At 51.9% G+C, this 21671-nt stretch carries 22 protein-coding genes and 4 tRNA genes; 3 read left to right on the top strand and 23 right to left on the bottom strand.

Features of this window, described 5'->3' with window-relative positions:
- Positions 1 to 6: 6 nt before the first annotated feature.
- The 15 genes from AAB391_02030 to AAB391_02100 form a co-directional block, all read right to left on the bottom strand.
- On the bottom strand, positions 7 to 927 hold the full coding sequence (locus AAB391_02030; GenBank protein MEK7645077.1) for an META domain-containing protein: 921 nt from the start codon (positions 925 to 927) through the stop codon (positions 7 to 9).
- A 61-nt stretch (positions 928 to 988) separates the two neighbouring features.
- Positions 989 to 2122 carry a glycoside hydrolase family 3 N-terminal domain-containing protein gene (locus AAB391_02035; GenBank protein ID MEK7645078.1) on the bottom strand — a complete coding sequence of 378 codons (1134 nt, stop codon included), beginning with the start codon at positions 2120 to 2122 and terminating at the stop codon, positions 989 to 991.
- Positions 2123 to 2132: 10 nt separating this feature from the next.
- Entirely contained in the window at positions 2133 to 2483 is a 351-nt protein-coding gene (locus AAB391_02040) for a DUF2200 domain-containing protein (protein MEK7645079.1), read from the bottom strand.
- Between the two features lie 19 nt (positions 2484 to 2502).
- Positions 2503 to 3117: a dihydrofolate reductase family protein gene (locus tag AAB391_02045; GenBank protein MEK7645080.1), complete on the bottom strand. Its 615-nt coding sequence runs from the start codon at positions 3115 to 3117 to the stop codon at positions 2503 to 2505.
- A gap of 30 nt (positions 3118 to 3147) precedes the next feature.
- Positions 3148 to 3453: a hypothetical protein gene (locus AAB391_02050; GenBank protein MEK7645081.1), complete on the bottom strand. Its 306-nt coding sequence runs from the start codon at positions 3451 to 3453 to the stop codon at positions 3148 to 3150.
- A gap of 26 nt (positions 3454 to 3479) precedes the next feature.
- Positions 3480 to 4247, bottom strand: a complete 768-nt coding sequence (locus AAB391_02055) for an inositol monophosphatase (GenBank protein ID MEK7645082.1) — start codon at positions 4245 to 4247, stop codon at positions 3480 to 3482.
- 20 nt (positions 4248 to 4267) lie between these two features.
- Positions 4268 to 4543: a YdeI/OmpD-associated family protein gene (locus AAB391_02060; GenBank protein ID MEK7645083.1), complete on the bottom strand. Its 276-nt coding sequence runs from the start codon at positions 4541 to 4543 to the stop codon at positions 4268 to 4270.
- A 39-nt stretch (positions 4544 to 4582) separates the two neighbouring features.
- Positions 4583 to 4653 (bottom strand) — tRNA-Gln (locus AAB391_02065).
- Between the two features lie 114 nt (positions 4654 to 4767).
- Positions 4768 to 5376, bottom strand: coding sequence for a CYTH domain-containing protein (locus tag AAB391_02070; GenBank protein MEK7645084.1), 609 nt, complete (start codon positions 5374 to 5376; stop codon positions 4768 to 4770).
- A gap of 233 nt (positions 5377 to 5609) precedes the next feature.
- Positions 5610 to 6134: a hypothetical protein gene (locus AAB391_02075; protein MEK7645085.1), complete on the bottom strand. Its 525-nt coding sequence runs from the start codon at positions 6132 to 6134 to the stop codon at positions 5610 to 5612.
- Positions 6135 to 6232: 98 nt separating this feature from the next.
- Entirely contained in the window at positions 6233 to 7984 is a 1752-nt protein-coding gene (locus AAB391_02080) for a CTP synthase (protein ID MEK7645086.1), read from the bottom strand.
- Between the two features lie 53 nt (positions 7985 to 8037).
- Complete coding sequence (locus tag AAB391_02085) at positions 8038 to 8961, bottom strand: permease-like cell division protein FtsX (GenBank protein ID MEK7645087.1); 924 nt, start codon at positions 8959 to 8961, stop codon at positions 8038 to 8040.
- A gap of 24 nt (positions 8962 to 8985) precedes the next feature.
- Positions 8986 to 9666, bottom strand: coding sequence for a cell division ATP-binding protein FtsE (gene ftsE / locus AAB391_02090; GenBank protein MEK7645088.1), 681 nt, complete (start codon positions 9664 to 9666; stop codon positions 8986 to 8988).
- A 9-nt stretch (positions 9667 to 9675) separates the two neighbouring features.
- On the bottom strand, positions 9676 to 10626 hold the full coding sequence (locus tag AAB391_02095) for a PCRF domain-containing protein (GenBank protein ID MEK7645089.1): 951 nt from the start codon (positions 10624 to 10626) through the stop codon (positions 9676 to 9678).
- 456 nt (positions 10627 to 11082) lie between these two features.
- Positions 11083 to 11158: transfer RNA gene (locus tag AAB391_02100), tRNA-Thr, on the bottom strand.
- A gap of 180 nt (positions 11159 to 11338) precedes the next feature.
- On the opposite strand from AAB391_02100, the gene AAB391_02105 reads away from it, so the two are divergent.
- Positions 11339 to 12253: a hypothetical protein gene (locus AAB391_02105; protein MEK7645090.1), complete on the top strand. Its 915-nt coding sequence runs from the start codon at positions 11339 to 11341 to the stop codon at positions 12251 to 12253.
- 425 nt (positions 12254 to 12678) lie between these two features.
- On the opposite strand, the gene AAB391_02110 is transcribed toward AAB391_02105, so the two are convergent.
- From AAB391_02110 to gatC, 7 genes are all read right to left on the bottom strand, one after another.
- Positions 12679 to 13440: a class I SAM-dependent methyltransferase gene (locus AAB391_02110; protein MEK7645091.1), complete on the bottom strand. Its 762-nt coding sequence runs from the start codon at positions 13438 to 13440 to the stop codon at positions 12679 to 12681.
- Positions 13441 to 13491: 51 nt separating this feature from the next.
- Positions 13492 to 13565, bottom strand: a tRNA-Asp gene (locus AAB391_02115).
- 117 nt (positions 13566 to 13682) lie between these two features.
- On the bottom strand, positions 13683 to 14258 hold the full coding sequence (locus AAB391_02120; GenBank protein MEK7645092.1) for a hypothetical protein: 576 nt from the start codon (positions 14256 to 14258) through the stop codon (positions 13683 to 13685).
- Positions 14259 to 14463: 205 nt separating this feature from the next.
- Positions 14464 to 14537: transfer RNA gene (locus tag AAB391_02125), tRNA-Met, on the bottom strand.
- 901 nt (positions 14538 to 15438) lie between these two features.
- A complete protein-coding gene (locus AAB391_02130) occupies positions 15439 to 16185 on the bottom strand; it encodes a hypothetical protein (protein ID MEK7645093.1) in 747 nt (248 codons plus the stop codon).
- 21 nt (positions 16186 to 16206) lie between these two features.
- Positions 16207 to 17640: an Asp-tRNA(Asn)/Glu-tRNA(Gln) amidotransferase subunit GatA gene (gene gatA / locus AAB391_02135; protein ID MEK7645094.1), complete on the bottom strand. Its 1434-nt coding sequence runs from the start codon at positions 17638 to 17640 to the stop codon at positions 16207 to 16209.
- 6 nt (positions 17641 to 17646) lie between these two features.
- Positions 17647 to 17952 (bottom strand): Asp-tRNA(Asn)/Glu-tRNA(Gln) amidotransferase subunit GatC, encoded by a 306-nt coding sequence (gene gatC / locus AAB391_02140; protein ID MEK7645095.1) that lies wholly within the window; start codon positions 17950 to 17952, stop codon positions 17647 to 17649.
- 172 nt (positions 17953 to 18124) lie between these two features.
- On the opposite strand from gatC, the gene AAB391_02145 reads away from it, so the two are divergent.
- Together AAB391_02145 and AAB391_02150 are read left to right on the top strand one after the other, a co-directional pair.
- Positions 18125 to 18361 carry a hypothetical protein gene (locus tag AAB391_02145; protein ID MEK7645096.1) on the top strand — a complete coding sequence of 79 codons (237 nt, stop codon included), beginning with the start codon at positions 18125 to 18127 and terminating at the stop codon, positions 18359 to 18361.
- A gap of 219 nt (positions 18362 to 18580) precedes the next feature.
- On the top strand, positions 18581 to 19489 hold the full coding sequence (locus tag AAB391_02150) for a hypothetical protein (GenBank protein ID MEK7645097.1): 909 nt from the start codon (positions 18581 to 18583) through the stop codon (positions 19487 to 19489).
- Positions 19490 to 19560: 71 nt separating this feature from the next.
- On the opposite strand, the gene ligA is transcribed toward AAB391_02150, so the two are convergent.
- Positions 19561 to 21639, bottom strand: a complete 2079-nt coding sequence (gene ligA / locus AAB391_02155; protein ID MEK7645098.1) for an NAD-dependent DNA ligase LigA — start codon at positions 21637 to 21639, stop codon at positions 19561 to 19563.
- Positions 21640 to 21671 lie beyond the last annotated feature (32 nt).

Raw genomic sequence — 21671 nt, forward strand, 5'->3', positions numbered from 1 at the left:
TTCTATTTATCTAAACACCGCCGAACCACTGTCATACTTTAGATCAAGCACCAACTCGCCGCTCGGCGAAAAGAAATAGCTGGCGGCTTGGCCGAGAGTCTTTTGAAAATCGCCCTCTTGCGAAGCTTCGCAATACATCAGGGTCGAAATGATATTTTTGAACGTGATCAAGTGTTCCGTGGCATCGTATTGGCCGCCCATCGAGTTGCAGTCGGTGCTCGCAGAAAAAGCACCATTCTTGCCGAAGGTGACGACAAATACTCCCGCTTTTTTTGGCACAATCTTGGTGCCGTCGTTGTAGGTGGTGCTCATCCATGTCCACTTTTTGGAAGTGAGAATGACACTATTTGCTCGAGTAGTCTCAGGTGCCGGCGCAGCCTTCACCAACTCACCCGACGCCGGATCAAAGCGCAGCCAGAGCGTCTGCCCGACAGACGGCCGCGCAGCAAAGCTCTCGCCCGGCTTCCGGTCAGCATAGTTCACGGCAATGATCGGCCGCGCGGCGTCGGCACTGGCCGGATCGGCGTGGATGCCAAGGTTAATCGTCTGGGGCGCAATGCGATCGCCCACAAAGATGCCGTTCGATCCGACATATCCGCCGTCCGTCTGCACCGCCGCCACGACGTAGTAGAAAGTGCCGCTACCGCCGGTCTGCTGCGTGACAAAGAATACGGAATCTTCACGGCCGTCGCCATCGAGATCGAGAGCCAGCTCGTTGCCGAAGTAGCGGAGAGTGTCACCGATCGACACCCAACGACCCTCTATCTGATACGCGGTAGTTTGAGGAGTTGCAGCGGGTTTTGGCATAGTCGAATCAGTCGACCCAATCGGCATGATGGGTTCATCGCGATACGTCAGCACAAAAAATGCGGCGACACAGGCTACGGCCACGACAATGGCGGCGATGGTGATGCTGGTGTGTTTCATAGCATAATAATACCAGAAAACACACTGGAGTGCCGTCTTCCCCTGATCTCTTCAACCCGCCCTACTCACCTAGGCGGCTTTTTGTTTTCAAAATTCTATATACACTCTCATATATTCTTTGTTCTGAAATATCTCCGTTCCGCACTGAGGACAGGACGGCGCTATACGCACGATTGATTGTGTCGCTTGGAGCAACATACAACAGTATGTCGTTTCCGGCTTTTACTGCCTGGACCGCGGCTTCTTCGACACCAAATTTTTTGGTTATTGCTCCCATGTTCATGTCGTCGGTAATAATAACGCCTTCGAAATTATCCTGAGTACGCAATATTTCAATGAATGTCGGCGATAACGTCGCAGGATATGTTGAATCGATCTTTGGAAAAAACACATGAGCGGTCATAACAAGCATAGGATCTCCTTTTTCAATAACTTGTTTGAAAACATCAGCATGATCGGCGAAATTTTCCCTATCGATTGCTGAGATGGGCAGATCAGTGTGCGAATTTACTGAAATATTTTCATGCCCTGGAAAATGTTTTATTGTAGAAGCTATTCCGGCATCTTGATAGCCTCGAACCATTTGAGCGCCGAAAGACACGACATCTTCCTTTGATCCTCTAAATACTCTTGCATAGAGAAAAGATGTGGGATCTGTAATGTATTCGAGTACTGGAGAAAAATTCACATTCACACCTTTCATCGAAAGCTCTTTGCCTCGGGCGAAAGCGACGTTATAAGCCTGGTCGACGTCGTGTATCGCCGGCTGGCCCGTAAGATCTGAGTCGGCATCCTGAATTCGTGAAACTACACCACCCTCCTGGTCGACACCTACGAGTAGAGGAAGCTGGCCAGTAGAGCTCGCGACGTTCTGCAATTCATCAGTAACATCCCTTACGCTCCTGTTTTTTATCGTTGATCCCATAAGAATAACCGAACCGATATACTTTTGAGTTATCAATTCCTTTAGCATCTCGACACTATTGTCTGTGTATATGCCCACCAAAAACATCTGGCCCACTTTTTGATCGAGTGTCATGGAGTTGATGCGCAATTTGATCAAGTCGGGCACTTCAGGGACATTTGGTCTGACGTCTGAATACGCGCTCTCCTTGGTCTGATAAAAATAAAGAGCTGAAGTGACGATAATGATGCCGAAAATTACAGCAGATCCAATTTTATAAAAAATGTTCATGTGATAGTCTTTATTTCCGCAAAATCTTCTCCATCGCCCAGCCCTTTGCCAATTCGTCGATCATTTTGTCCAAGTAGCGAACCTCGCGCATAAGCGGATCGGTGATTTCTTCCAATCGCACGCCGCAGACCACCCCTTTGACCAACCTTCGCAAAGGATTCAGTTGCGGCGCTTCGGCGATGAAGGTCTCGATGGTTATCTGCTTTTTCATCTGCGCTTCGAGCTTTTTCTGGCTATACCCCGTGAGCCAGCGAATGATCTCATCGACTTCCGCTTTCGTGCGACCCTTCCTCTCTGCCTTGGCAACATAAAAAGGATAGACGCTAGCAAAAATCATTGTGTAGATGCGGTGTTTTTTCATGAGGGTTTCTTTGGTCCGGCTACCCATCCACCCTCCCCGTCTTGAAACCTCCCGCCGACTCGTAAGTAGCGAGGATGACGCCGGTGCTGGAGATCTTGGATTCGACGAGGGTGAATTTCTCGGGCTGCGTTCCGTTGGCAAAAAGCCGTTTGCCACTGCCGATGGTGAGCGGATAAATCCACACCTGCATTTGGTCAATCAGGTGGTGCTTGAGCAATGTCTGAATGAGGTCGCCACTGCCCCAGACCCACAAGTTCGGACCATCTTCTTTTTTGAGCTTCTCGAGCTGCGCCACCACGTCGCCTGTGATGCAGACCGAGTTGTTCCAGGCAGGCTTGAAGGACGAGTGCGACACGACGTATTTTCTCGTGCTGTTAAACGGCGCCGCCACTTTGTTGTCCACCTTCGCGGTCGGCCAGTACGCGGCAAAGATGTCATAGGTGGTCTTGCCGAGAAGGAGTTCAAACGGAGCGTTCATGGCCGCCGAGAGAGCCGAATCCATCATCTCGTCCATGGGCACCGCCGCTTGCCAGCCGCCGTGCTTGAAACCGTTCGAAGTGTCCTCCTCCGGCCCGCCCGGCGCCTGCATGACGCCGTCCAATGTGACGAAGGTGGTGGTGATGATTTTGCGCATGAGGGAATTATAGCACTCCAACACCAGACACTACCTCGTCACGATGACCGAAACAAGAAAGATGACCGCCGTGATCGCAGCAAATATTCCCACGGTCTGGAGAAACAGCTTCATGGCTGCAGGCCGCGCGCCGTCGATGAGCATGAGTACCGGCTGATAGAAGAAAAGGTACGCCATCACCGCTGCCGAAAGGACAAAGACAGACAGTCCGGCGATCGGAAATAGCAAGCTTTCCGCCTCATTGCCAACGAGCTGAGAAGCGCCGAAAATGCAAGAGATGACAAGCACGACGTATCCCGAAGCGAGCAGTGCGTTGTAGAGGGGGTTTTTGGTCATGGGGTAAGTATAGGACAAAATTCAGATTAGGCACAATACCTGACCAACTCCTCATGCACAATGCCATTCGAGACAATTGCACCCTTAAATGGCTGAGAATAGTTCAACTCCTCTCCGGTAAGTGAGGTTAGCTTCCCTCCTGCACATTCAACAATAACGTGCACCGCGGCCATGTCATGAGGGTTGACCCCATGCTCAACATATCCAACAAACTTTCCCCTTGCCACGAGACAACTCTTATAGACTGCGCCATTCAAAGATGCTAGGCGAATCTGATCATTCGCCATCTTAGGAAGATGGCTTCTTGAGAAGAATGTTTTTACGCTGCTTGAAACTGCCACCGTACCTGTTTTTAAATCGGCGTCGGATACGGAGAGCGGAATCCCGTTGCACAAACTTTTCTCTCCGACTATACCCGTGTACATCTTGTTTAGAAAAGGATCAAAAGCAACCCCGACGACAGGCTTCCCATCTACGACGAGAGCCAACGAGAACATGGCGGTCGGCACACCCCAAACATACGCGGCGGTACCGTCGATTGGATCACACAGCCACTTCCTCCCCATTCCATACTGAGCAGTACTCTCTTCCTCGCCGATGATGCCGTCCTCCGGAAATACTTTCGATAGACGTTCGATGACCAGAGAGTTGGCGAGCTTATCAGCGATTGTCACTTGAGTGTTATCCTGCTTGATCTCGACTTGCTGATCCCCATCAAAATACTTGAGCATGATTACCCCCGCCTCTCGTGCGATAGTCACAGCTGTCTCAAGTTCTTTTTGGTAGATTGACATATAAAATGAGTATACCAGATTTACTTCAATACCGCGCTCGCCGCTAAACGATGGGTACAACCGGCCCAACAACAAGGCCGGCGCATTCCACCTTTAAGCTTCGAGATTCCCTTCTTGATACGGATGTTTCTCGTCTCCGCTTTCTTGCCTGATATCACCCAGCAGATCCACTCATTGCGGGCGAGCGACGTAATATCTTCCCACGTCACTTGTGCAGCAGGTACCGCGAGAAGCGCTTTCCGAAAATCTTCCGGCATCGTGTGCACCACACCGCTAAGCATCTTTTTCTCGGTCATCGTATTATTTTATCAAATCTGCTGGAAAAGACTTTATTGCTGCCGATCAGGGACTCGAACCCCAATACCATCCTCCAGAGGGATGTGTCCTACCATTAGACGAATCGGCAATATTTAACTGAACACAAGGACAACCCACAATACCCTTACCGAAACCATAAAATACCCTAAAACAGGCTTTTTTTCAAGCAGACAGGTTCTCCAAGGAATACTACCCTGTTCCGCTAATCCCGCCTCACCCACTCGCCAAATGTCATACTGATATAGTCCTTGTCACGAATGCCGTTGAGCGCGTAGACTTGCGTCGTCGAAAACAGCTTTTTGTCGGCAGGATTTAGACCAACCAATCGCGCCCCTTCATCCACCTTTTCCCAACTCGTCGATTCGATCTCCAGATACGGCTTCAAGCGTGGCCATTCATCGAGGTCAAATTGAATATCGCCGAGTAGCCAGCGAGTACGTTTTTTCTCCTGAGCAAATTTCACCATCATGCCAATACTCTGAAGCAGGAGTGCGGTCTTGTCATAATCGCTCACTTTCACCTCAATCTCCTGCATACCTGTGTCGGAAGTCGAGCCGTCATGTGTAGCGGCGCCGAGACGTTTTTTGAACGCGAGCATCACTTGGTCGCCCTCATCGCGCAGACGAACCCAGGCCACTTGAGCATCAAGTGGAAATCCGGGAAAGTCGAAGGCTTTCGAGCGATACAAAAAATCGCCAAGCTTGCGAGCGCCTGCCGCTACCAGTTTCACCTCGATCTGTTTGGGGTCGATGTCGAGGAATTTCGCTTCGATCTCGATATTATCTGGCTTTTTTGCCGCTGGGACTTGCATGGAAATAGTCTAACACAAAAGTGGCGGACCGATACAAAAAGTTGACCGTCCAATTCAATCCTGCTACACTTTATGCATCTTTGACGCCAGAAAGGCTCGCTGGCACACCCTCTCACGAGGTGATGGATGAGGACCCGCCGCCCTCCATAGATAAAGGGTTGAAAGTCAGAAAGACGCCCCACTGCTGCCATAGAGCGATGAGGGATCGGCGCCCCTCCAACCAAAACAACATCTCACCCCTGCGGTGGGGTGTTGTTTTTTAGGACAGAAATGTCAACAACGGTCCAAAGTTTCTTTCCTGACGGTTTCATCTCGGAAATCTTCACTCTGATAATTTTCTCAGGAAAGCGAACTCGGTCACTGCCTAATATTTCGTAATACACGATTCCCTTGTCGGCATCAGTTTTTGCATCCACAACGACAAGATTCATAGAATCTTCTGCTATTTCAATACCGCTCGCCAACAAACGAGCTCGCCTAAGATAATCCTTATCGAGCCTTATCTTTCCGAATAAATGAGTGAGGGTTATCTCGTCGATACTAAAATGGTCATTGATGGATTTGCTGTAAAATACCCTGTCTTTCAATCCCGACACGATGCGAGTGCCCTCCTCAATCGTCTCCGCCATAATGTAGCGTCCAAGCACCTCAAATAAAGTGATCTCACTAGAAGCGACCAACCTTTTGATTTGGGAGTCGGTTAATTTTTCGAGAGAAATTGGCGAAAGACGGAATTTTGCATGATCTGACGAAGACATCACGCAACCATACCAAACCACCGATCAAGAAACTGCTAAGAAAGTATCAAGAAATGCCTAATTTCCGATAAAGTTTTCTTTATCTCCCGCCAATCTTTTTACCTCCCCCGCCTCTTCCCCGCTGCCTTCAAAAACTCGGTGAACAAAGGGTGCGGTGCAAGCGGTCGCGCAAGAAACTCTGGATGGAATTGGGTGCCGAGGAAAAATGGGTGCGCAGCGCGAGGCAGCTCGGCGATCTCCATCAGCCGGCCATCGGGCGAAGTGCCGGAAAAAACGAGTGGCGCGTGGCCCTTGCCTCTCGACACCGCGACACTCGAAACAATATCAGCAATATAGGCTGGATTCACCTCATATCGATGTCGGTGGCGCTCGGAGATCACTTCAGCGCCGTATGCCTCGTGTGCAATCGTCCCCTTCACCAAATGCGCCGGGTAGGCGCCGAGACGCATCGAGGCGCCGTACTGTCCTTCTGCAAGCTTCTTCTTCTGGTCGGGCATGATGTCGATGACGACTTTCGAGGCTGCTGGATTGATCTCGGCAGTATTAGCATCCTTCCAGCCCAAAACATTACGGGCGTACTCGATGACCATGAGTTGCATGCCATAGCAAATGCCAAAATACGGAATCCCCTGCTCACGCGCGTAGCGGATCACGGCCAGCTTCCCCTCGATACCGGTCTCGCCGAAGCCGCCTGGCACCAGGATGCCGTCAAACTTCTGCAACACTTTAAAATTCGGCTTTTTCTTTTCAAAATCCAGGGCATTCACTGTATGAATCACCGGCTTGAGACCGAGTTTGTATGCCGAATACTTGATCGCCTCCAAGATCGAGACGTACGAATCGGTGAGCACGAAGTCGCCAGTATTGAAATACTTCCCAACGATCGCAATGTTCACGACATTGGCACCGGAATTTCCGCCCGTCTTGCCGGCTCCGTCGCCATCTTTGGCCGCCTTGATGCTATGCACAAACGCGCGCCACTTGCTCAAACCGTCCTCCTTCACCTTTGGTCGCGCATGTAAAACCTTCAGCAACACCTTGCTGAGCTTGTCGCGTTCAAAATTGATCGGCACGTCATAGATGCTTTCGATGTCGGGAGCGGAGATGACGTTTTCCGCGGGGACATTGCAGGAGATCGCAATCTTCTCCTTGCGCTTCTTGTCAATCGCCACTTCGCTGCGGCCAATGATGATATCCGTTTGCACGCCGTATGACTGAAGCTGGCGGATAGCATTTTGCGTCGGGCGTGACTTCATCTCGCCGAGCTTGCTTGGGATTGGCAAATAACTCACCATCACAAACGCCACGTCCTCCGGATGCCTAATCTTCAAAACACGCGCCGCCTCGATGAACATGATGTTCTGATAGTCGCCAACCGTGCCGCCGATCTCCACCACCAATACTTCCGCTCCGCTTTTTTCGGCGGCACGTCGGAACCGATGCACAATCTCATCGCGAATATCCGGGATCGCCTCCACGCAGCGACCACGATAGCCAAGATTACGCTCTTTCTCGATGACATGTTTGTACACCATACCACTGGTGAGATAGTCGTCATGCGTCATGCTGCGATTCAAAAAGCGCTCATAGTTGCCCATGTCCTGGTCGGTCTCTAGGCCGCTGTCGAGCACGAATACTTCCCCGTGCTCCGTCGGATTCATCGTACCCGCATCCACGTTGAGATACGGATCCACCTTCATTAAATTTACGGAAAAACCCTTCGCTTGGAGAAGGGTTCCGATGGATGAGGTGGCGATACCTTTGCCGACGCCAGACATTACACCGCCGATGACAAAGACATACTTGGGATTCTTGCGTTTCGGATGTTTCTGAGCGTTCGGGGTGTCCATTGAAGTGTTGGCGGGGTTGAAGTGTTTTTTATAATTTCTCTATCGTACCCTCATCATACCTTTAGATACCTGCGCACCGCAAGATAGCTCGAGATGGCACCAATGAGCACACCAGAGCCGACAACGATTCCGAAGATTTGTCCAAAATTTGTGACGTAGTAGCTCAGGAAATCAATGCCGATGAAAAAATTCTGCGCGAAGCTACGGCTGTAATAGATGAGGAAGAAAAAGAGAATGAGCGTGAGCAATGAAGCCACCGCACCGCACATCACCCCGCTCACCATAAATGGCCCGCGAACATATTTGTTGGTTGCCCCTACCAATTTCATCACGGAAATCTCTTCGCGTGAATTGTAGATCGTAAGCCGGATCGTGTTGAACGCAATGATCAACGAGATCAGCACAAAGACAATCGTCAAAACGAAGCCGAGGCGATTGGTGGCGTTGATAATGCGGGAAAGCGCGTTGATCGCCGTCTCGTGGTCGTAGAAATTCACCTTGCGGATGATCGAGACGCCGTTTGGCGACACGGCATTGTCAGTCTTCAGAAAACGTGCGAGCGCCTCATAGTGCGACGGATCTTTCGTCTGCACATTCAAGACAGCGCCGAGCGGGTTGTCGCCAAGCTCATTGATGGCTTCCACGGTACCATCGTCGGGATGACGACTCTTGAGTGCCTCGAGAGCCTCCTCGCGAGAAGTGTAAGTCACGGAGGTTACCTCGACCTTCTTTTCCAAAATTGCCTTCAGAGCCAAAATATCTTGCGGGTCAGCGTTCGGCACAAAATAGACATTCATGTCCACCTTCTCTTTCAAAGACGCGAGCGTCGCCTGCAGAGCGGCATTGCCAAAAATGAGACCGGTGAGGAAGGACAAGGTCACGATCATCACCAACACCGACGAAAACGACACAAACGCGTTGCGCCAAAAGTACACCGATCCTGCTTTTACCACTCGTTTTGTATTCGTCCAGAACATGTGTGTATGTGTGACTGTATTATATTACAAAATATACTTCCCCGATTTATCGTCCCGCACGACCTTGCCCCTTTCCATCGTGATCACTCGCTTTCCCACAGAATCCACGACCCCTTTGTTGTGAGTCGTGAGGATCACTGTCGTACCCAAGTCGTTGATCTTTTTCAAAATTTGTACGATTTCGTAGGTGTTAATTGGGTCTAGATTGCCAGTCGGCTCATCGGCAATAATAATGTCGGGATTATTTACGATCGCTCGGGCGATAGCCACACGTTGTTTTTCCCCGCCGGATAGCTCGTGTGGAAAGTTGTGCATTTTGTCGGCCAAATCTACGAGGTTGAGCACGTGCGGCACGTCCGCAGCGATATCTTCGTCGGTACGACCGGCCACCTCCATCGCAAAAGAGATATTTTCATAGGCAGTCTTCTGTGGGAGGAGACGGAAATCCTGAAACACTGCGCCGATCTTTTGGCGAAATTTGGTGAGCTCTTTGCGGTTGAGCTTGTGAATATTGACCGACTCAAAAAAGACCTTCCCTCCAGAAGGTCGCTCCTCAGCGAGAATCATCTTCAATAACGTGGTTTTTCCTGCACCAGAATGGCCCACAATTGACACAAACTCCTTTGGTTGGATGGAAAAAGACACATCGTCCAGCGCGTGAGTCTGGTCGGCATACCGCTTAAACACCTTATCGAAATGAATCATGTCCGCCTATTATAGCATTTTCTCAGCTTCGATGAACTTCTCCAGATCGCCTTCGAGTACCGCATCGGGATTGCTCGATTCGATATCAGTTCGGTGATCCTTCACCATCTTGTATGGGTGGATGACGTACGAGCGAATTTGGTTGCCCCATTCAATACTCGTTGTTTTGGAGATCGCCATGCCGCGCTCTTTCGCCTTGCGCTCTTCCTCCATACGTTTGTACAGCTTGCCTTTGAGGATCTCGAGTGCTTTCTCTCGGTTTTGATGTTGCGAGCGCTCGCAGGAGATGTTTACTGAGAGGCCGGTCGGGATATGTACAATGCGTACTGCGGTTTCGCGGCGATTGACATTCTGACCGCCCGCGCCTCCGGCGCGGGCGGTGGAGATATCCAAATCGCTTTCCGGAATATCGAGGCGCGCCGCCGAAGAGAGCGAAGCATCAAATTTTGGCACCACTTCCACCATTGAAAAAGAGGTTTGGCGCAGCTGCTTTGAATTAAACGGTGACAGACGCACCAAGCGATGTACGCCCGACTCGTTTTTGAGCGTGCCATACACGCCATTGCTGCCGGTCGGCTTACCAGTGATCTCGAAGGTAATGTTGCGGTACCCGCCATGACTATTTTCATTGTCGTCCAGCACTCCAAGCGACCAACCTTTTGTCTCAACATATTTTCGATACATCCGGAACAACATCGCTGAAAAATCCTCCGCATCATCGCCGCCAGCACCTGAAAAAATCGTGATCACGGCTTCGCCCTTGTCATATTTTCCACCTGGGCCGCCGCTTTTCAACTCGTCTTTCAGTTCACCCAATTCCTTCATCATCATCTGCGCCTTTGTCTTGTCAGCCCAAAAATCACCCTCGAGCATCGCGGCTTCGATCTCAGCGATTCGCGCTTCCACTTTGGCCTCTTGGGCATTTTGAGGCTTTGAGGCTTTTTGTTCAGACGCGTCCATGCGTCACAGTATACCGATTCCAGGTCGATTGTACAAAAGAAAAAGCCGCCCAGAGAAAGGCTGCTTGGATCCATCTCGCGTCAGGAGGGACGAATTACAGAGCGAGACAACGCGGATACAAACAACCCTGCAAAGGGCGGCACAAAGACCGAGGAGGTGTGATACGTGCAGTGGAGCAGAGACGAACACCGACGAAGGTTCGAAGGATGATGGTGCCACCCAGCGAGCGGTGCGGCCACTTGGAAGTGGGCGTTCTGCAGACGAAGTTCACTGCGCACTGCCAAACAGGCAGAGGATCTCTATGAATTGAAACACTGTCCAGAGGATTACGCGCGGGTCTCCGGCCTGTTAAGACCGAAGCTCCTTGCGGGGGACATTCGAGACGCAAAGCGTATCACAACCTTACCAACACCGACACCGTCAGAAACTATATGACAATACGGTGAGAAATGCAATTGGAGCCAAAGCCCGGGATCGAACCGGGGACCCCTACTTTACGAAAGTAGTGCTCTACCAACTGAGCTACTTTGGCGTGGGTGAATGGTAGCAAAAATGTGACGTCGAAACAACCACAGAGAAAAAGTTCTGTTGACATTCAAGTATTTTTACTTTAGTATCCACCCCAGTCCAAAGCTCGATTTAGGGAATAAAAAGACCCCTGATACCGAGTGCACACCGACATAAACGCAAGCAAACACACCAGTCGAACCGTATGAAATCAACCCTCCGTCTGCCGACCAAACTCTTTGGTCACTGCCTCGCCTTCCCATGCCTCAGCATCACGGAAGCCGAGCTCGTCAAGATGCTCCGCTACTGCCGCGATGAGTGCGGACTGCACGGCCTCGTGGTCGTCGCTGTCCTTGTGCACGAATCCCTCACACCGAAGCGGATGGCGCAGATCTTCAAGCGGGAGAAGATGCGCGGCTTGATTTGCGGCTTTCTCGGCAACACCGGCCCCGACCCGTTTATGGGAGGCGCCGACGCCTGCCTCCTCGAACTCGAGCGACAGGCTCAATACACACTCGCCTTGGTGAAGGCCAAAGTCGGCGATCCAATCCTCTGTGGCCCAGTGCACACGCGCCACATGACGATGCGACCGAACTGGGGCACGGACAACCTGATCGAAACCGCCTTTCTTCCCTGGATGAAGAAGCTCGACGCTCTCGCGAAAAAGCTCGGCATCAAGATTCTTTGCGAAGCGCTCAACATGACCGAGGACGGAACTTGGTCGCCTTTTTCCGCCATCGCTTGGGCAATTAAGACTGGCAAGCTCGAAAATCTCGGCCTTCATCTCGATATCGGCCACTGGGCAATGCAAGGGATGAGCATGGACGCATTCGCCGATCTCTCTGCGCTAACCGGCTATTTCGAGTGGGCCAATATAGGCAGGCATCCGCTTCGCCTGAAAGAAGGCATCGACATGCGCCTCTGGGCACAGAACCTACACCTCCTGCCAAAGGGCTGCGTGATGGGCGTCGAGACCTTCCATGACCTCATCATCAAGACGTTCGGGCTCGGAACGATCTGCACCACCAAGACGGACGGCAAGAAGTGCCTCCGGATGGACGCGAAATTCCTTCGGATGCTCGGAGTGGCGCGGCACCGGAAGCTGACGGTGGCGAAGTAAGTGTCGAATTTGCACAACGTCGAACCGGCGGGACCCCAGGTCCCGCCGGTTTTTTCTTTTCTATTATTTCACCGAAGGCACTGGAGTCAAAAAAATGAGCCGTTGATCAGGATTGAACTGATGACCTCGTCATTCGTTTACACCTCATCTTGCGAGAGGACTAGACTGTATCTTTCTCCGCTTCCGCATTCCTGCCAGAAGTGGAGACCCTTGTCAGTCGTTCGGGCGTCGAACTGTTCGGCGCCACGGTCTTGTCCAGTATTTGGATATTAACCGTTATTCGGGATTCGCGACGGAATTGCTTCCATCGTGGGCAGGGGTGACGACCCACCAATGACGTGCTCTACCAACTGAGCTACAACGGCAACTGAGCTACCAAGGTAGAGTAATATATTTACCTTCTTTAATCAACTATCACTTTCACCCTACCACTTCCTCTCCAAATACGCGGTCACCGTGCGGCGCTTGAAGGCACGACCATTCAAAATATGGCGATGAGATTTTTCGAGCTTCTTGATCTCAAATTGTTCACCAAAAAATGCATCAATCTCCTCCTCCGTCCACACATGCTCGGCCAAGCCAAATTTCGGATGAATATACGAGCCTGCTTCCCCTGCCGGATTGTCACGAAGTAAACGCTTGGTATGTAAATCACCATCGGCACAAAAGGTCTTGAAAAAGAACCACCCGCCTGGCTTCAAAATCCGTGCGACCTCGTCTCGAAACACCACACGCTGGGCCTCATTCAAAAAGTGTGAAGACATCATGTCGAGCACCACATCCACCGACTCATCAGCGAGCTCTGGAAACGTGCCCTCAATCGAACGCGCCTCAAAAGTGAGGAGCGGGGCGATGGCAACAGAAGCATTGCCATCTTCAGCTTTCGACTCAGCATCCACCTTCTCCGCCACCGATTTGGCCTGACGAATCGCCTCGCCGGAAATATCATAGCCAATCGCCCGACATCCAAATGTCTTCGCAAAATACACCATGTTGCGCCCGTTGCCACAGCCCATATCTACCACCAAGGAATTCGCATCGATGCCGAGGATCGCCTGCGGCTCCTTCTCCCAGGCACGCGCCACCCATCGAGCAAACTTCTCCAGGTCCTCCGAAGGCTGCTCCGAAAGCGCCAGATGCTTCGGGCTCTTGTATTCCTTATTCCAAAAATCTTGATGATGAGACATGGGGGCTAAAATGGGCGCGGCGACCAGCGAATATTGACGAAAACCGATCTGCGCGGCCAACCGGACTCGAACCGGCGGTCTCCTCCGTGACAGGGAGGCGCTTTATCCAGCTAAGCTATGGCCGCATAGGAACCCATTATACATATTTGAGGCAATAAGAAAAGAGCGGCACCGCAGTACCGCCCTCTCGAAAACTACCCAACGAGCCACGGAGTGTGCTCGACGCCGACACAGGTCAGACCTCATCGTATGGCGAATACGGTGCCTGAAGTCGAAGGATGGGATCGTCCCAACGGAATGTTCAAGGCGAGGCCGACGATGAGGTCCCCGCTCCGGAATCCCCGCGGCGCCGAACCTTCGGTGGGATAACGATATTGAACGATGAGATCCGTGCCAAAAAGCGGCTTGCCGGATGCTCCGCGAAATTTCCAGAATGTCCACTGATAGGCATCGGCAGCCGAACGAGCAGTAGGTTCTTGGATGTGGATTAGGCTGCTCACGTTGGGCGGCGGGACGATCCGTTCGCCGAAGACCGTGATTACTTCGCCAAAGTGTTCGACGGCGGTTTGTGCGGTCGAAACCTTCGGCTGAGCCAAAGCCAACTTCACCGGATACGGCAACCGTTCTGGTGCATTTGCCGGCAAGCTGAACGGGCCAACCCGCACCGTCGGTTTGGTCGCGACGGGGTCGAGCTTGGCATACTGCACATAGCCTCCGAGAGTGCTGCCAGGCTTCTCCTCTGCCTGCACTCGCGCACCCGACACGCCGACCAGCCAAATGGCCGTCAGCCCGACAATGACCGACTCGAGTTTTTTCATAGGCGTTCCTCCGACGAGACAGACCACATGGACCATGCATTACCGACATTTCAGGGATCGAAACGAGCTACAACCGACCTCGTTTTTCCTAATGAATAAGTGTATACCTGCCGGCAAAATCTGCAATATCGGATGGTGCGCGAAAAGCAAAAAAGGCCTCGTTGAGGCGTATTTTTGACGTGTTGTAATGCTGCACCACTCTTTGTGCCGGAGACAGGACTCGAACCTGTGACCTTCTCTTTATGAGTGAGATGCTCTAGCCACCTGAGCTACTCCGGCATCACTAAAGAATATAGCACAAATATCGTTTTGGACAATTAAATCTTTTTTGTTCTTTTTACAGTCCTAATTCGGTGACAGTTAGCACAAACAAGCTCACATCTAGATATTTCGGTCTTTATTCTGTTCAAACTTGAGGTTTTCCGCTTAAAGTCTGCCAAATTAAAGCTTTTCTTCCCAACATGGTCAAATTCTAAAACCTGAGGGTATTCTCCTCCGCAGAAACCACAATCGATACAACTTCTCATTTTTTTATATTCACAAATATACTCGAGTATTTTCTGCTTCAACCTGTTTACATACGAAATGTGCTTTTTCTTATTTTTTGGATACCACACCTCTCTCATATATCTCTTGTGGTTTTGACGATGTTTTTCTGGATCACGATATGGCATAGTCATCATATTATATATTATTTTTATGATGCCGTTAAGAAGAATGCTTTTGAAACGAAAAACAGGCGCCATTCCGAGCGTCTGTTTTTCGTTTTCCTTGTTGCGGGGCCGCGAATTGCACGCGGGCCTCAAGGTTATGCTTACCACTTCGGCTTTCGCCGCACCGACTTGGCTTCGTGGTCTGGACTATACCTTCTTCCGAAAGATACTCTTGTCTCGTTACGGAAGCCTGCCATCTAGTCTCTACACCTTCCGAGATTTTGCTCGGCTTGGCTCGGTATTGCCACCCCTCCCCAAAGTTGAGAAGACGAGGTTTCACCGAATTTGACAAGTTATCAATACCGATTACTCGATAGTGAGCCCTAAAAATTGAGCCTTGCGAGTTACTGCTTCTCTACCCCGCGATATGTATCCAAATCACTTCCGATGATTTTCTTTGGACAAAAGATAGCATACCACGGAATGAAGGCGCAATCAAGAAATGTCTAAGAAATTATGAAGAACCCCTAAAGAAACCGCCCCTCCTTCAACACCGTCTCAAACAGCCCGATAATTCTCCGTGCCTCATGCTGAGACAGTGCAAAATTTGCACCATCATGTGCGATCCTGTTGCGCACCAAATGCGCTTCCCACGCTTTCTGCACGCTCGGAATCGTGTGCTCATTCACCGACTTCAGACGATCCGCCACAGTGTCACCAAACGTCCCCATCCCCTTTAGCATGTCATCCAAAATAATATCTGCCTCGAGGATCGCCAAGCGCCAATCGGATTCGCTTGCTGAACTGACGTTTTCCACGACGGCAGCCCAACGCTCGGCATTACGTGCCTTCTTTTCAATCTCGGCAGACTCGTCAAAGATCGGCAATCCAACGGGAACCCCGGTCGGCAAATTGGCCGGCCCGCCATGATTTGCACTCGCACCGTGCGCCGCAGCACCCTCGGCTGCCCCATGCTTCTTCCTCGGTGCAGCCCGATGATGCCGGCGGATTTCAATCTGCTTCGCTTGCATTCTGGCATAGATGGTACCGACAATAAAGAGGAGGGACAGGAAGATGGAGAAAAACCGTGCCGCAAATAGTGCGGTCTCAAGCGTTTGTTGATAATCCGCACCGGCAATATCAAAAAAGAAATTGATGATCCAAATGAAGATATCTTCAAACGACAGAGACGGGAGTCTTGGGATTTGGTCTGTGCTGCTCGCAGTGTTCGCCGAGCTTGCCGCGGCTTGTAAAAAAGAAAACAGAGGGTTCATTTCCTCTCTATTGTATCAAACCTAGGCGAGGAAATCTTTGGCGCAGTGGAAAAGTGTCGCGTCGGCTTTGTGCGGTGCCATGAGCTGGATGCCAAGTGGCAACTGCTTCTCCTCTTTCTCGACAAAGCCTGATGGAATCGAGATCGCTGGCACGCCCACGAGGTTAGCTGTGACGGTGAAAATGTCGGCTAGGTACATCTGTAGCGGGTCAGCCGACTTTTCGCCGATTTTGAAAGCGGGTACAGGTGAAGTCGGCGTCAAAATAAAATCAACTTTTTTGAACGCTTCCGCAAAATCAACCCTGATCATATCGCGCACGAGATTGGCCTTCGCATAATACGCATCGTAGTAGCCGGAAGAGAGGATGTAGTTGCCCATCATGATGCGGCGACGTACCTCTTTGCCAAAGCCTTCCGTGCGAGTGCGAAGATAGTCAGCGAGCAGGTCGTTACCCTCTTTCAAAGCTCCGTACTTCATGCCATCGAAGCGTGAGAGGTTCGATGAGGCTTCGGCCGGCATGATCACGTAGTACACCGCAAGCGAATATTCAATATTTGGCAGTTCGATCTCGACGATCTCATATCCAAGCTTTTTGTATTGCGCAACCGCTGCCTCAAAATTCGCCAACACCTCGGCGTCGATACCCTCCTTCATAAAATGTCGGGGAATCCCAATGCGTTTTTTCGCCGAAGAAACAGCGGTGCTTTTTATCCCATTGAACGCACTCTCAGGCAATGTCGTACTGTCATGCTCATCATGTCCTGCCATCGCATCAAAAAGGATTTGCGCATCGTCGGCATTTTTCGCGATAGTACCAATCTGATCGAGCGACGAACCCATCGCCATCAGACCATATCGAGAGATCGCACCGTAGGTCGGTTTGAAACCAACCACCCCGCAGAGGCTCGCCGGCTGGCGCACCGAACCGCCGGTATCCGAACCCAAAGCGGCGAGCGCCCCGAACATCGCCACTGCCGCCGCTGAACCACCAGAAGAGCCGCCGGACACACGAGACTCATCGTGCGGATTGTGCACCGGACCGTATGCCGAGTTTTCGTTGGAGCCGCCCATCGCGAATTCATCCATGTTGGTGCGGCCAATAAACACCACGCCTTCTTTTTTGAGACGCGCGATTGCGGTCGCATCATACGGCGCGACATACCCCTCGAGAATCTTCGACGCTGCACCCGCACGTCGACCCTTGATCAAAATATTGTCCTTCACCGCGATCGGAATGCCGGTGAGCAAACTGCCCTTTCCTTCTTTGATCAGCACATCGGCCGCCTTGGCCTGATCGAGCACATCGCTGAATACTTCGAGGTACGCATTGATTTTGGCGTTTTTCGCAGCGATTTCGTCGAGATACGCCTGCGCCAATTGCACAGCGGTAAAGTCACCTTTTACAAAAGCGTCGTGCGCACTGCGAATCGTGATGGTTTTGAGATCGATCTTCATACTCTTTTACGACAAAATTTTCTTCACTTTCACAAAACGACCATCGCGCTTCGGCGCATTCGTGAGCAATGCCTCGGAGTATTCGCCAGGGGTGTGCATGCGAACACCATCCTCGCGAAGCACATTTCGCACTTCGTCTTTCTTCTCACGCGAACGCTCCTCGGCTGTCTTCGGGGTACCGGAGACCTTCTGGATCTGAGCCACATAGCCCAAAATCGCCTCGATTTCTGTGCGCATTTGAGCCTTTTCCGCCTCCGTCAGCGAGATGCGCGAGAGCGCCGCCAACTTCTCGATATCCTTGATTTCCACCATATTCGGGTATCATAGCATATCTCTTTCGCCGACGCCCTAACTGGAGCCTCCATCCACAGGCGCCTCGACTTGCACTTTGTACATAAGTATTGTAGTATCCTACCCTAGTGCCATTGCACCGCTCCCGGCATAGTTTGCCGAGGGCAACTCGAAAATCCATCGCGAAACACGCATGAGCGCAAAAAAGCACATCGCACACGCCGACACCGCAGCAGCCAAAGGCCGGTTGACGACCCACCGTCGCCACTGGCGAATCGTCACGGGCATCCTGGCCCTTACAGCAGAAGCTGCACCAGCCCGGTCCGTGGAAAAGAAGACCTCCCACCCTGACGAGCACCGTCACAAGGACCCCTTTTTCGGCGGTTTTGGTCAGGCCCTCAAGGCCTGTGCCCAGCTCGGCCTCGGCTAAGTCTCACACCGCAATTCTCTTACCGCGCCGCCTCCCCTGAGGCGGCGCTTCTTTATTTGCTCTCTTCCTTCGAGCAGATTGACATCATCAGCCAGAAGCGTAGTATCCGAAGCAGAACGGTTCTTTAGTCTTTGCAATCTTTGGACAAAGGATACAACACAACAACTGGCGAACCGCTACGTTCAGCGGGGATCCAAGAAAGAAATCAGGTCTAATGCTATGCGCAGGCAACCTCCAAATCAATCGGAAACGGCCGACTGTCCGTTGAGCAATATCGGTGCAAACTACCTCCACCCGGCCATTCAACGGCTGAGTGATGACGGTGTAAACGTCGACCACTTCACCCGACTGGGTCGAGACCGACAATTCGCCCTACGGATGGCTCGAGCGTTTCGTTCAGGCGGATGGTCGTTGACACTCGGAGAAAGCGAGGCCTTCGACCTTCTCGGAGAAGACCGGATGTATCTGGCACCGGAAGTGATTCAGGTCTGGAATCGTAGCGGCGCGGCCATTCAAGAAGATGTTGTCTGGAAACATCGCGCCCTCTTCTACTCAAGCCACATGCTTCGAGAGTCACACCCGACAAGGGAGCCTGGTGCCGACTGGAGACTGTTCTACATCCAAGGACTCTCGCCGTATGCAATGGAGGTGCGCCTCAATGACCTTGGCCGCTCGCCAGAAGGGCACCCTATGCGAAAGTTCTACCATTCACACATCGCTGGATGCTTTCGCTACTGGCAGAACATGCTCGTGGGAGGTTCTCCGAAGCCTGGTTACTATCTACTCAACCTGAACGCCACGGATCTGAGTCCTGAAGAGCATTGGGAGGTGCACCGGGAAGCGAAGGTTCGACATCATCCTGCCTCGGCAGCGATCTGGGTCGAAGCACTCATCACCGACCTTCTGATGAACGAGCGCAGCAGTTTCAAGCCCCAAGAATCAAGCGGAGCGATCGTTGGTGGGGCTTGGCATGAACCAAAGACACCAGAAGCAACGGGCGGAACACTCACTTTCACGCCCGTAGAAGATTCAAAATACCCACACAAGTTCATATACAACTCAGCGAGAAAGGATGACACAAAGGGGACCATTGCGGTCTGGGACCACGACCTTGGCGGACTAACTTGAAATGAGCTGAACATCAGATACAACCCCGGGCACGCGAGTGCTCGGGCTTTTTATTTCTCTACTCCCCAATACTACCTCCCCACCATCTTCAAAAACTCCTCCTCGGAAAGCACTTTCACGCCCAAATCTTCGGCCTTGGCAAGTTTGGAACCAGCATTTTCACCGGCCACGACATACGAGGTTTTTGCGGACACTGAACCAGACACGTCCCCGCCAAGTGAGCGGATAATGTCTTTGGCCTCATCACGATCCATCGCGGCCATGGTGCCGGTAAGTACGAACGTTTTGCCAGCGAGCGCGTTCGCCGCACCATTAGTTCCAATACCGTTTCCACCCGCGACCTTTGGCACCGCAACAACAGCGACTTTCTCCACCTCCACATTCTTCAACAAATGCGCGACCAGAGATTGACTTTTCTCCGCACCAAACCACTCAACAACAGCCTGGGACACGATCGGCCCAACTCCCTCGATCGCTTCGAGCGCCGGTACGTCGGCGGCCATCACTTTTTCTAACGTGCCAAAATGCTTCGCGATATCGTGCGCGGTCTCCTCACCAACCTGTGGAATACTCAGAGAGATAATGAACCGAGCGAGCGTCACTTTCCGCGCACCTTGGATCGCCTCGTATACCCGTTCGGCAGATTTCTCGCCAAAACGCTCAAGCGAGAGCAAGTCTTCTTTCTTTAAATCAAAAATATCGGCGGAGCTAGAGATCAGGTCGGCCTCCAGCAACGCGTCCACCACCTTCGGCCCCATGTGCTCAATATCAAAAGCGTGCTTTCCGACAAAATGATACAGCTTGCGCTTCAGCTGGGCGTCGGAATCCGGATTCACGCAGCGATACGCCACTTGGCCTGGGATCCGCTCGATGCGACCATCGCCGCCGCAGGCTTCCACAAACTTTGGAAACACGTACGGCTTTTCTTTGCCGGTGCGCATTTCGACGAGCACCTTCACAATATCAGGGATCACATCACCGGCCTTCTGCAGGATCACCGTGTCGCCAACTCGCACATCCAAACGTCGGATCTCGTCTTCATTGTGCAACGTCGCGCGCGCGACAGTAGAGCCCGCCACCAACACCGCCTTCAAATGCGCTACCGGCGTCACCACACCCGTGCGGCCCACCTGCAACACAATATCCTCCACCACCGTCGTCACCTGCTCGGCCGGAAACTTGAAAGCGATCCCCCAGCGCGGCGCTTTGCCGGTGTATCCTAGCTGTTCCTGCAGCGCTCGCTCATCCACCTTCACCACCACGCCGTCGATAAGATAGTCCTGCTTCGGCGCCTGCTTCTGCCACTTTTTCCAGAAGGCCACGACTTCGGCGATATTCTTGCACGGCGCAAAATGCGGGTTCACTTTGAAGCCGAGGGTTTGCAGTCGACGCAATTCATCGACTTGGCGCGCGGGCATTTTTTCACCGAAAGATGAAATGTCGTAGATAAACGTATTGAGCCGTCGATCCTTCACCATTTGCGGATCGAGCTGGCGCATCGAACCTGCCGCGAGGTTGCGCGGATTCGCAAACGGCTCTTCGCCCACCTTCTCGCGCTGTTTGTTCAGGTCCGCGAGCGTGCTTTTCGCCATCCAGACCTCGCCTTCCACAATACAATCGACGGGCTCATTTAGTCGAAGCGGCACCGACTCGATCATCTTCACATTTTCGGTGACATCTTCTCCCACCTTGCCGTCGCCGCGAGTTGCCGCGGTCTTGAGCAAGCCTTTTTCGTATTCGAGTACCAATTTCAAGCCGTCAATTTTCAATTCGCAAATATATGACGGCGACGTAGATACTGCGGGCGTTTTTGCCGTGGCATCAGCCGCCAAAAAACGCTTCACGCGTTCGTCAAACTTCACCATATCCTCCTCAGTGAATGCGTCATTGAAAGACCATTGAGTCACCTTGTGCTGCACCTTCTTGAACCCATCGAGCGGCTTGCCGGCTACACGCTGCGACGGCGAATCCGGCGTCACGAGCTCGGGATACTGTTCCTCGATCTGCGACAACTCGCGCTTCAGCGAATCCAACGCCTCAGCCGAAATCTCCTCCTTGTCGAGGACGTGATAGTTGTATCGATGCCGCTCAATAGACGCCTTTAGCTTCGCCAAGCGCTCAATGATAGCTTTTGGAGCCTCTTTTGCCATGGCCGTATTATACCGAAAAATGGGCCAAATAA

It is taken from the genome of Patescibacteria group bacterium, from assembly GCA_038065315.1.
Lineage (GTDB): Bacteria > Patescibacteriota > Minisyncoccia > Phycocordibacterales > JBBTRF01 > JBBTRF01.